Source organism: Shewanella sp. MTB7 (assembly GCF_027571385.1).
Classification (GTDB): Bacteria; Pseudomonadota; Gammaproteobacteria; order Enterobacterales; family Shewanellaceae; genus Shewanella.
Genome location: NZ_CP085636.1, coordinates 4,808,825 through 4,820,000 on the forward strand (window position 1 = coordinate 4,808,825; position 11,176 = coordinate 4,820,000).

11 protein-coding genes, 1 tRNA gene, 2 rRNA genes and 1 pseudogene (1 of these 15 only partly in view) are annotated in these 11,176 nt (G+C 41.9%); 9 read left to right on the top strand and 6 right to left on the bottom strand.

Annotated elements, in window-relative coordinates; translation table 11 throughout:
• The first annotated feature begins 21 nt into the window (after window positions 1-21).
• The 6 genes from mltB (at window position 22) to lipA (ending at window position 5,355) form a co-directional block, all read left to right on the top strand.
• A complete protein-coding gene (mltB, locus tag HWQ47_RS20905; protein WP_442802110.1) occupies window positions 22-1,029 on the top strand; it encodes a lytic murein transglycosylase B in 1,008 nt (335 codons plus the stop codon).
• Complete coding sequence (locus tag HWQ47_RS20910) at window positions 1,019-1,813, top strand: septal ring lytic transglycosylase RlpA family protein (protein WP_269971816.1); 795 nt, start codon at window positions 1,019-1,021, stop codon at window positions 1,811-1,813. Before mltB ends, HWQ47_RS20910 begins: the two co-directional genes overlap by 11 nt.
• A 170-nt stretch (window positions 1,814-1,983) precedes the next feature.
• Window positions 1,984-3,156, top strand: coding sequence for a serine hydrolase (locus tag HWQ47_RS20915; protein WP_269967944.1), 1,173 nt, complete (start codon window positions 1,984-1,986; stop codon window positions 3,154-3,156).
• 131 nt (window positions 3,157-3,287) lie between these two features.
• Window positions 3,288-3,566: a DUF493 family protein YbeD gene (ybeD, locus tag HWQ47_RS20920; protein WP_269967945.1), complete on the top strand. Its 279-nt coding sequence runs from the start codon at window positions 3,288-3,290 to the stop codon at window positions 3,564-3,566.
• Between the two features lie 171 nt (window positions 3,567-3,737).
• Window positions 3,738-4,397, top strand: coding sequence for a lipoyl(octanoyl) transferase LipB (gene lipB, locus HWQ47_RS20925; RefSeq protein WP_269967946.1), 660 nt, complete (start codon window positions 3,738-3,740; stop codon window positions 4,395-4,397).
• Window positions 4,390-5,355, top strand: a complete 966-nt coding sequence (lipA, locus tag HWQ47_RS20930) for a lipoyl synthase (RefSeq protein ID WP_269967947.1) — start codon at window positions 4,390-4,392, stop codon at window positions 5,353-5,355. Before lipB ends, lipA begins: the two co-directional genes overlap by 8 nt.
• Before the next feature lie 53 nt (window positions 5,356-5,408).
• Here the strand turns inward: lipA and rimI are convergent, their stop codons facing one another.
• From rimI to HWQ47_RS20945, 3 genes are all read right to left on the bottom strand, one after another.
• Window positions 5,409-5,870: a ribosomal protein S18-alanine N-acetyltransferase gene (rimI, locus tag HWQ47_RS20935; RefSeq protein WP_269967948.1), complete on the bottom strand. Its 462-nt coding sequence runs from the start codon at window positions 5,868-5,870 to the stop codon at window positions 5,409-5,411.
• A complete protein-coding gene (locus tag HWQ47_RS20940; RefSeq protein ID WP_269967949.1) occupies window positions 5,870-6,211 on the bottom strand; it encodes a hypothetical protein in 342 nt (113 codons plus the stop codon). The genes rimI and HWQ47_RS20940 overlap by 1 nt, the downstream gene beginning before the upstream one ends.
• A gap of 218 nt (window positions 6,212-6,429) precedes the next feature.
• Window positions 6,430-6,506, bottom strand: a tRNA-Trp gene (locus HWQ47_RS20945).
• Window positions 6,507-6,858: 352 nt separating this feature from the next.
• On the opposite strand from HWQ47_RS20945, the pseudogene HWQ47_RS20950 reads away from it, so the two are divergent.
• Window positions 6,859-7,171, top strand: a pseudogene (locus HWQ47_RS20950) (helix-turn-helix domain-containing protein); the annotation flags it as partial.
• A gap of 63 nt (window positions 7,172-7,234) precedes the next feature.
• Here HWQ47_RS20950 and HWQ47_RS20955 read toward each other — a convergent pair.
• On the bottom strand, window positions 7,235-8,473 hold the full coding sequence (locus HWQ47_RS20955; protein ID WP_443020100.1) for an ISL3 family transposase: 1,239 nt from the start codon (window positions 8,471-8,473) through the stop codon (window positions 7,235-7,237).
• A 104-nt stretch (window positions 8,474-8,577) separates the two neighbouring features.
• On the opposite strand from HWQ47_RS20955, the gene HWQ47_RS20960 reads away from it, so the two are divergent.
• Window positions 8,578-9,613, top strand: a protein-coding gene (locus HWQ47_RS20960; RefSeq protein WP_443020101.1) for an IS630 family transposase whose coding sequence is annotated in 2 segments (ribosomal slippage) — window positions 8,578-9,036 and window positions 9,038-9,613 — 1,035 coding nt in all. Because the reading frame shifts where the segments join, the coding sequence is not laid out codon by codon here.
• Window positions 9,614-9,698: 85 nt separating this feature from the next.
• A protein-coding gene (locus HWQ47_RS20965; protein ID WP_443020112.1) for an IS630 family transposase occupies window positions 9,699-10,728 on the top strand; the annotation gives its coding sequence in 2 pieces (ribosomal slippage) (window positions 9,699-10,151 and window positions 10,153-10,728; 1,029 coding nt in all).
• A 110-nt stretch (window positions 10,729-10,838) separates the two neighbouring features.
• Here HWQ47_RS20965 and rrf read toward each other — a convergent pair.
• Window positions 10,839-10,954, bottom strand: a 5S ribosomal RNA gene (rrf, locus tag HWQ47_RS20970).
• A gap of 179 nt (window positions 10,955-11,133) precedes the next feature.
• Window positions 11,134-11,176, bottom strand: a 23S ribosomal RNA gene (locus HWQ47_RS20975) (it continues 2,875 nt past the right edge of the window).

An 11,176-nucleotide genomic window follows, 5' to 3' on the forward strand; every position in this document is an offset into this window, starting at 1 on the left:
TTGGGAACTGAATAAGTGAAAATGATGCTTAAATTTTTAACCACAATACTCTTGGCCACACTCTCTATAAGCTCTTCTGCCACGGCAGCTTTAGATGTAAACATCGAAGATGAAGCATCATCATTAAAATCTGAATTCTTGGCAACTCAATTCGCCTTGGGGTTTACTCATGAAGAAGTAAACACCTTTCTGTCGTCGGCTAAGTTCGATCAAAGCGTGATAGACGCCATGACAAAACCGTGGGAAGCTAAACCCTGGCATCAATACTACCCCATTTTCCTCACCGAAAAGCGTTTAAAGACTGGTCTTGAATTTTGGAAAAAACATAAAAGTACCGTTGATCGCGCCGCCAAAGAGTTTGGTGTCGATCCGCAAATTATTATCGCTATAATAGGTATCGAGACCTTCTACGGTGGCTACATGGGAAACTACCCAGTCGCCGATGCCCTATATACGTTAGGTTTCTATTACCTACCAAGAGCCACTTTCTTTAGAAAAGAACTGAGTAATTTACAAACTCTAGCCAAAGAGGAAGGCTTGGATATCAATCAGCTAAAAGGTTCCTACGCGGGTGCGATGGGCTTTGGTCAATTTATACCGTCAAGTTACCGCCATTATGCCGTTGACTTTGACCATGACGGTCAAAGAGATCTACTCAATAATCCTGTGGATGCTATAGGCAGCGTGGCTAACTACTTCCATCAACATGGTTGGGTCGCGGGCGCCCCAGTTGCGATACCGTTAACCGATTCAAATGGGATCCCTGCTTCTTTAAAAACATGGGCTGGGGAACGTTTGCATTATCAAGTCTCTGATATTTTAACGCCGACACTTGCTCTGGCTGAATCCGTCGATCTCGATATATCACAGCCTGCACTTATCGTTGAACTTGAGCTGGAAGCTAAAAGTGAATATTGGATCGGACTGAAAAATTTTTACGTGATCACCCGTTATAATCGTAGTCCGCTTTATGCTATGGCCGTTTATCAATTCAGCCAACAACTAAAAAAGGCACATGATGCCCAATAAAATATCTAACTGGATAGCGATTATTTCCTTCGCGTTACTTATCTCTGCTTGCTCCAGCTCAGACGGCGGACGCTACACAATGGCAAATGATCAGGCACCGAGTAGCGCGCCTGATGTAACAAAAGTTGAAAATGCCCACCCTAAATATGAAGCCTATAGTCGTGGTGGTAATAAGAAAAATTACACCGTGCTAGGTAAGTCTTATCAAGTCATGGATACAGGTAAAGGCTATCGCAGTAGTGGCACCGCTTCGTGGTATGGCAGTAAGTTTCATGGCCACCTGACCTCTAACGGTGAAACCTATGATATGTACTCCATGTCAGCAGCCCATAAATCACTGCCACTGCCAAGCTATGTCAAAGTCACTAACCTCGCCAATAACAAAGAGGTCATCGTTCGAGTCAATGACAGAGGTCCCTTCCATGAAGATAGGATTATTGATCTTTCCTATGCGGCCGCCCATAAATTAGATATGTTAAAAACCGGAACGGCAAAAGTCGCAATCGAAGCTATCTATATTGAAAATCCTGAATCAATCGCGCTAGCTGAATTAAAAGAAACAAAACTTCATTATATTCAAGTTCTTGCGTCTTCAAATAAAGCTAAGGTCAACACTCTTGCAAAGCGTTTAGAAGATAAATACCAAGTCAAAACGCGGTTAAAGCAGAGTAATAACCTCTACAAATTGCAGCTAGGCCCTATAGGCCGTCAGCAGTTGGCGACTAAACTCAACCAGGAACTTAAGTCTAATGGCTTTCCACAGAGTTACTTAATCTCTGAATAACCTAGAGGCAAGTGTTGAAAAACGCTCGGCACCAGATAACGGCTTGAGCTTAAACCCTGATTATTTACAAAAGATTAATGAACCTTCACTGAATTAGCCTGTCGACTAATGATATACTCGCGCAAGCTTACGATCCTGAATATAACCAAATAAGACGTGCCTTAATTGATATGAATTTTTTAAACCGACCTTTAAAATCCTTTATTCTTGCAACTAGTCTTGCATCTTCTTTCGTTTTTGCTGCTCCCGTTGTGACACCAAATGCGCCAACAGTAGCCGCTAAAGCCTTCGTTCTAATGGATTACAATACTGGGCAAATTATTGCTGAAGAGAATGCCTACGAAAGTTTGAATCCGGCCAGCTTAACTAAAATGATGACCAGTTATGTCATTGGTCATGAGATCAAAGTGGGTAATATTTCTCCTGATGACCAAGTCACCATCAGTCAAAAAGCCTGGTCTAAGAACTTCCCTGACTCCTCAAAAATGTTCATCGAAGTGGGTAAACAGGTTTCGGTAGACGATCTCAACCACGGCATTATTATTCAATCAGGTAACGATGCCTGTGTTGCTATGGCCGAACATATTGCTGGCACCGAAGATGGTTTCGTCGATCTGATGAACTCTTGGGCTAAACAGCTAGGTATGCAAGACAGCTACTTTGAGAACTCTCATGGACTCGACTCTGACAATCACAAGACAACTGCTTATGATATGGCAATTTTAGGGGCTGCACTTATACGTGATGTTCCTGAAGAATATGCGGTATATAGCAAGAAATCTTTCACCTTCAATGGCATAAAGCAATATAACCGCAATGGTCTATTGTGGGACAAGAGTCTAAATGTAGATGGTATTAAAACAGGTCACACTTCAGGGGCAGGTTATAACTTAGTGACCTCTGCGACCAAGGATGATATGCGTTTAGTTGCCGTCGTTATGGGAACTAAAAGTGAAGCTGCACGTAAAGCAGAAAGTAAAAAGATCCTAAATTATGGTTTTCGCTTCTTTGAAACAATAACCCCATATAAAGCGGGCGACAGCTTCGTAACTCAAAAAATTTGGTATGGTGATAAGGAATCTGTGGATTTAGGCGTTATCACTGATACGCCTATCACGATTAATCGTGGTCAAGCTAAAAACCTACAAGCAAACTTTGAGCTTACAAAAGAGCTAACTGCACCGTTAGCGAAGGGAGAAACTGTCGGTCGTATCTACTTCCAGCTTAATGGTAAAGATATCGCTCAGTTCCCACTTGTGACGCTTCAAGAAGTGAATGAAGGCAGTTGGTTCAGCAAGTTAATGGATTATTTTAAGCAGATGTTTGCGGGCTGGTTTAGTTAAACAGCACATTTAGAAACGTAAATTGAAGCCACCTTCGGGTGGCTTCCTTATTTTCCCTCCCTTGAATTTTATATTATTACCACCATATAGATTGAACTATTCTAATTTTGCTTCCTTAGGAAAATCCCGTTATGACTGATACTGACTTAAACACAAAATTTCATGAACTAATGGAACTCCCATGCTCTTTTCCATTTAAGATCGTTGGCGATGCAAGTGAGACTCTGGCAGATAAAGTCGTCGCAGTAGTACAAAAGCATGTTCCTGGTGACTATGCTCCAAGTACCAAGACCTCAAGTAAAGGAACATACAGCTCAATAACAATCAGGGTTACAGTTCAGAGTAAAGAACAGATTGAATCCCTCTATGTAGAACTTGCGGCCATCGAAGGCGTGAAACGCGTTCTATAATTCTAGCAATTCAACTAAGTAGATCATCCTCACAGGTAACTCGTTTTGATTAGCTTTTAGGCTCAATAACCTCGAAGCAACATCAGACAGATTTGTAAGTGTGATCTAGCTTACAATTATCAGTTAGAGGCGTATACTACTGCCATTATTGTTTTAGGGGAGCGCTTGACCTTGTCCGAGAGCACATTGCACGTAAGGTATCTTGGTCAGCAAGATTACGAATCTGTATGGCACGCGATGCAGAACTACACCGATAACCGAGATAGTACGAGCCCTGATCAACTATGGTTAGTAGAACACCCTCCTGTATTTACCCAAGGTCAAGCAGGTAAGAGTGAGCATATTTTGAATCCAGGAGATATTCCTGTCATTCAGGTCGACCGTGGAGGTCAGGTCACCTATCACGGACCCGGTCAACTTGTCGCCTACCCTCTTCTCAATATCAAGCGACTTAAGATAGGTGTTAGACAACTTGTCACTGATATCGAAAATAGCATAGTACAGATGCTTGCTGCTTATCAAATCGACGCTTATGCAAAAGCTGATGCACCCGGTGTTTATGTCGATGAACGTAAAATTGCATCATTAGGACTTAGGATCCGCAAAGGCTGCTCCTTTCATGGGTTAGCGCTTAATGTCGATATGGATATGAGCCCATTTCAACGAATTAACCCTTGTGGGTATGTCGGTCTGGAAATGGTGCAATGCAAACAATTAGGCGGGCCGCAAACTGTCACAGAGGCAGGCGAACAGCTCGTTAAAACATTTAGCCAAATATTAGGCTATCAGAATCTAGTTCACCATCAAGGATTGTCACAGTCATATGAGTAGGCCAGAAAGATTACAACCAGGTGTAAAACTCAGAGATGCCGATAAAGTCTCACGCATCCCTGTTAAAGTCGTTCCCTCTGAGCGCGAAACTATGCTGCGTAAACCTGACTGGTTGAGAGTAAAGCTTCCCTCGTCAAGCCAACGTATCGATGAGATAAAGCAGGCTTTACGTGCCAATGGTCTACATTCCGTCTGTGAAGAGGCTTCTTGCCCAAATCTAGCCGAATGTTTTAACCATGGCACTGCAACGTTTATGATCTTAGGCGCTATTTGCACCCGTCGTTGCCCATTTTGTGATGTTGCCCATGGTCGCCCACTCAAACCTGATGCTGAGGAGCCTAAAAAATTGGCTCAAACCATCAGGGATATGAAGCTTAAATATGTGGTGATCACCTCCGTTGATCGTGACGATCTTCGTGATGGTGGTGCGCAGCACTTTGCTGACTGTATTCGTGAAATTCGTTTGCTCAATCCAGAGATCAAGATTGAAACATTAGTACCTGATTTCCGCGGTCGTATCGATGCTGCACTTGATATTTTATCCACTGAGCCACCTGATGTTTTTAATCATAACTTAGAAACTGCGCCAATGCACTACCGCAAAGCGCGTCCAGGTGCTAATTACCAGTGGTCACTGGATCTGCTTAAGAAGTTTAAAGAGCGTCACCCGCACATCCCAACTAAATCAGGCTTGATGATGGGGTTAGGTGAAACTAATGAAGAGATAGCTCAAGTACTCAAAGATCTACGCGCTCACAATGTTGAAATGCTAACACTGGGTCAATATCTGCAACCGTCGAAGTTCCACCTTCCAGTTGAACGTTACGTACCGCCTGCTGAGTTTAACGAGCTGAAAACGTTTGCTGACAGTATTGGTTTTACTCACGCAGCTTGTGGACCAATGGTTCGCTCAAGTTACCATGCAGACCTTCAAGCTCAAGGAAAAGAGGTGAAATAATTCTCAGTCCTTTTCTATCAGAAAATAGCGTCACTAGTTGGCGCTATTTCTTGTCAAAGCAACGTTAGCTCCATTATGATCGCGTCTTCACTGCCGTCGGCAGTTTTGTAGTAACCTTTACGACGTCCGGTCTCACTAAACCCATCTTTAATATATAATGCTCTTGCCGCAACACTTGACTCCCTAACCTCAAGAAAGAGTGTTTCAGCCCCTTCCTCACGAGCTGATGTAATGACATGCTCCAGTAACAAACGTCCAAACCCTAACCCTTGAGATTCAGGTTCAATACAAATATCCATCAAGGTTGCATCTTCAAAAATTTGATGCAGGATTGCAAACCCTTGAAGTTTATCTTCAATGTAAACCCCTAAAGAGGTGTATAAGGGCCCAAAACAACTTTCAATAGTAGCACGGCTCATAGGATGAAAATGTGCTCTAGAGGCGATGGAAGCCATGTGGAGGCTAAGATCAATGCTAAAGGATAATACTGATACCATCTTATGCTCATGCGTCATCAATTAGCTTCTCGTTGAGCGACTATCTGTCCCCAAAGCTCACGCTTGCTTTCAACGATTTTTTCTAACTCTTTCAAAGGCGCGGATGTCAAAACTGCATTCGATTTAGGCAGCTTCATTCTGCGCATATCCCAAATGACATCAGCCCCTTTAACGAATGAACTTGTAAATGTGCAATGAGTAAAAGGACAGTCAATTAAAGACAACACTGTCGTTATAATTGGGTGCTTTTCTAATTCAGAAGAGACTTGGTCAACCAAGATAATGTAACTCTGTTTTGCCTCTTTTCCCTGGCTCCACCTTATAATCTCCATTGCATCCAGATATGCCGATTTTTCCACGCTTCGATCACTTAAATGTAGAATTTGATATTCACTAGGATACCAGTTTAGCAAGATCTTAGCTTCATCATAAACTGTCGCCTTGAAAACTGACTCGATCAAGCAATGAATAAAAAAGGAAATAACAGTATATGCCAAACAATGAACTAACTAGCATCAGCCATAGCTTGAATTGCAGATGCAAAAAAGCCGAGCTATTGCTCGGCTTTTTCTATATTTGGCAGGGGTGGGGAGACTCGAACTCACAACATGCGGTTTTGGAGACCGCCGCTCTACCAATTGGAGCTACACCCCTGTTGACGAGACGCATTATGCGTAAACTCCCTTAAAAGGTAAAGTACTATTTCGAATAATAACGTTCGACCGAGTGATTTTTACTCAAGAAGTTTAACATTTCCACATTTAGTATAGTAAACCAGCTAAACAACAGATAACAAGAAGCGTCTATTTGGACTATATGTAGTTAAAAGCAACATGAAAACACAGAAACATTTTCTCATTTCTAGAGTATTTAAATAGTTCGAGCAGCTAATACCAATCAGTATAAAGATGTGATCTAATAAGTCACCACAAACAAACCGTAAAGCTTATGAAATTCCCTGATTTTGTATCACTCGCAAAAAAATGAAAAAGTAGCACGTAAAAAAATGCGCTATCTATCATTAGCGCATTTTGCTGAAGGCCATTCTCGTTACGCTATCGCCGACATGCTTAAGGGTCAGTAGAGTGAGTGTTAATAAGTGGGTAGCAGCCTATCTTAACCAGGGTCTCCACGGATTAAATGACAAACCCAATCTAGGTCGTCCTAGCCAGCTTTCTCTTAAGCAACTCGATATCCTTAAAGACTATGTACACACTCAAAGTTTGTCTGTTAAAGGAGGCCGTATTAACGCCCAAGATGTAGCATTCTTTATAAAAATGGAGTTTGGCGTTGAGTTTCAGCAAAGTAATACCAATCGGTATAAAGATGTGATCTAATCTGAACAGTTAATTTTAATGATTAGGTTACAGGCTCTTCTCCGCTTACATGAGCTTGATATTTGGATAAAAAGTTGAATGGGTGTCAGGGACTGATGTTTGTCTGATCTTGAGTTTGAAATATTCAATGTCTCGTATCCCTCTAGCTCTTCGCCTGAGTAAACCAATAGAGACATTCCCAGCTTCAACTCGAGCGTTGGTTAATTTATATTTTGCGTAATTACAGACGCCGACTTTTCTATCCAATAGTGCGTCAGCATAATTACACAAGGACAATATCCTCGTTGACCTAGCAAGATCGCACCAAGCTTCAAGTGCCTTAACCATCAACGTGTAACACGGTTCATCCCATATCGCTTGTAACTGCTCTTTCAGCATATAAACAATGCAGAGAATCTTGTTACTCTCGAGTAAATCACCAAGCCTATCTGACTGCCTTTCATCCAACTTATGGGCGTTTTTTAACAAGAGAAACAACGTTCCTTTGAGCATCTTTTTATCTTCATGAGAACCATTTCGAAAGGCTTTGGCGCGTTCTTTTTTGATGAGTAAGCAGTAGTTTTGCATCACATGAAATCGGTCGAAAACGATATCTGCGTTAGGGAGCATTTTCCTTACTGCCGATTGATAAGGCTGACCCATATCCATTGAAACCGCTTTAATACCGTCTCTTGTAGTTGTTGAGAGTTGCTCGAAGAACGAAATAAGGATTGCTGCTTTTCTACCGTGTTCGATCCAAATTAAATGACCAGAAACCAAATCGTATACAACGGTCATGTAGTCATGCCTTTTGGCTCTGGCTACTTCATCAACGCCAATATGGATTAAGTTGTTAAGCTTCGCTGGCTCCAAGCCTGGCAGAGTTGAATGTAGATATTCCTTATCAATGTTTTTTACCGTTTCCCAACGAATTCCTAGATGTTGAGACACTGCGTGAATACTCATGTACCGGCATAATCCACTGATGAACTTACAGAAGCGAGTTGTATATCTCGCTCCTTTGGCAACGAATTCAGTCGCTTCAATTAACCTTATACCGTCTTTATTTCTGGTCTGAGCGAGTTCAACTTCGATGCTACAAGGACGTCCACTAACAGGTAAGTCATGTACCCGTCTTCTTACGTAGTGATCGACGGTACATTGGCTTTCAGTTCTTGGCTCTTCAACCTTAAACCGCCTATCTCGGCGACATTGTACAAGAACCGCCTGAGAATCTTTTTCGATAGAAAAGGACTGTACACATTGCCCTTTAAAGCCAAATAGGGTGGATGATAATGATGGCAAGGTATATTCGCCTATTCACAAATAAGAAAGTGTTGTAAATAATAATGTTATTTATGATCTTTGATATGAATAGACTCACCTAAGCGGAGAAGAGCCGGTTACATATGGAAAAGCTTAATACCACTGACTTTCGGTCTCTGGCACGACGAGAGAAAAATGCACAAAAGCGGATCCGTCTTTTAGCATTAGCACATTTCAGTGAAGGGCATAACCGCATTGAGATCACGAGTATTCTTAAGGTGAGTCGTACCAGTGTAAACAAATGGGTAAGTAATTTCTTAACCGACGGTTTAGCGGGCCTTGAGCACAAAACATCACCTGGCCGACCTCCATCTTTAAACAAGACTCAATCTAAACAACTCGCAACGTTCATTGAGCAGCAAAGTTTATCTGAAGAAGGTGGCAGACTATCGGGTGCTGATATTAATGAATATACTTTTCAGCACTTTGGTATCAATTATGAACCATCAAGTGTCTATAGAGTATTAAAGCGGCTAGGTTTCTCTTGGATAACGAGTAGGTCAAAACATCCTAAACAATCCCAAAAAGCACAAGAAGCTTTTAAAAAACTTCCGCTTGGAAACGATCCTTAACATCCCCGGTCATATTGCCCTGGCTCAAGTTGATGTTTGGTTTCAAGATGAAGCTCATATAGGGCAACAAAACACGACGACACGCTTATGGGCAAAAAAAGGAAGTCGTCCAAGAGTCGTTCGACAACAACAGTTTGAGTACGCTTATGTTTTTGGGGCGGTATGTCCGTCGAATGGAAATACCGAAGCGTTGATCACTCCATGGATAGATAAAAGGTTCATGCGGCAACACCTAAAGTTAATTTCTGAAGCAACTCTTCCAGATCGCCACGCTGTCGTGATCATGGATCGTGCCGGTTGGCATACAAAAGATCTAGATGATGAATTCGATAATCTAACCACGATTAAACTACCTCCCTATTCACCAGAGCTTAATCCTATCGAACAAGTTTGGGGATGGATGAGACAGCGCCATTTAGCCAATAGGTGTTTTGCCAATTATGAGGACATTGTCGAGCAATGCACGCAAGCTTGGAATAGCTTTATTAGTGACATTGATACTGTAAAGAATCTATGCAATCGTTCATGGATAAACCTGACCAGATGATTATACCGATTGGTATTATACCAATCGGTATAAAGATGTGATCTAATCTGAACAGTTAATTTTAATGATTAGGTTACATATGGAAATGCTTAATACCATTGACTTTCGCTCTCTGGCACGACGAGAGAAAAATGCACAAAAGCGGATCCGTCTTTTGGCATTAGCACATTTCAGTGAAGGGCATAACCGCATTGAGATCACGAGTATTCTTAAGGTGAGTCGTACCAGTGTAAACAAATGGGTAAGTGATTTCTTAACCGACGGTTTAGCGGGCCTTGAGCACAAAACATCACCTGGCCGACCTCCATCTTTAAACAAGACTCAATCTAAACAACTCGCAACATTCATTGAGCAGCAAAGTTTATCTGAAGAAGGCGGCAGACTATCGGGTGCTGATATTAATGAATATATTTCTCAGCACTTTGGTATCAATTATGAACCATCAAGTGTCTATAGAGTATTAAAGCGGCTAGGTTTTTCTTGGATAACGAGTAGGTCAAAACATCCTAAACAATCCCAAAAAGCACAAGAAGCTTTTAAAAAACTTCCGCTTGGAAACGATCCTTAACATCCCCGGTCATATTGCCCTGGCTCAAGTTGATGTTTGGTTTCAAGATGAAGCTCGTATAGGGCAACAAAACACGACGACACGCTTATGGGCAAAAAAAGGAAGTCGTCCAAGAGTCGTTCGACAACAACAGTTTGAGTACGCTTATGTTTTTGGGGCGGTATGTCCGTCGAATGGAAATACCGAAGCGTTGATCACTCCATGGGTAGATAAAAGGTTCATGCGGCAACACCTAAAGTTAATTTCTGAAGCAACTCTTCCAGATCGCCACGCTGTCGTGATCATGGATGGTGCCGGTTGGCATACAAAAGATCTAGATGATGAATTCGATAATCTAACCATGATTAAACTACCTCCCTATTCACCAGAGCTTAATCCTATCGAACAAGTTTGGGGATGGATAAGACAGCGCCATTTAGCCAATAGGTGTTTTGCCAATTATGAGGACATTGTCGAGCAATGCACGCAAGCTTGGAATAGCTTTATTAGTGACATTGATACTGTAAAGAATCTATGCAATCGTTCATGGATAAATCTGACCAGATGATTATACCGATTGGTATTAGGAGTGCGCCTGGAAACGGACAAATTGCAGACGTAAAAAAGCCCGCTACATCGTAGCGGGCTTAAATACTACTCTTTACGAGTAAAATAGGCGCCTGGAAATGACCTACTCTCACATGGGGAGACCCCACACTACCATCGGCGCGATTGCGTTTCACTTCTGAGTTCGGGATGGGATCAGGTGGGGCCACAATGCTATGGTTTCCAGACAAATTTGCTATTACTTCCAGCGTTTAAAAAGCTAAAGGTAAATAATTTCGAAAGCTGTTATCTCACATTCGCAAGATAATTAAATAATTGGTTCGACTTAAATCAAGTTCGTATTCTTTTGAAGTAACACCTTAGTGCACTCACTCTCTTAACAAGAGTTAAAACCCATCTGGGTTGTATGGTTAAGCCTTACGAGTCATTAGTACAAGTTAGCTCAACGC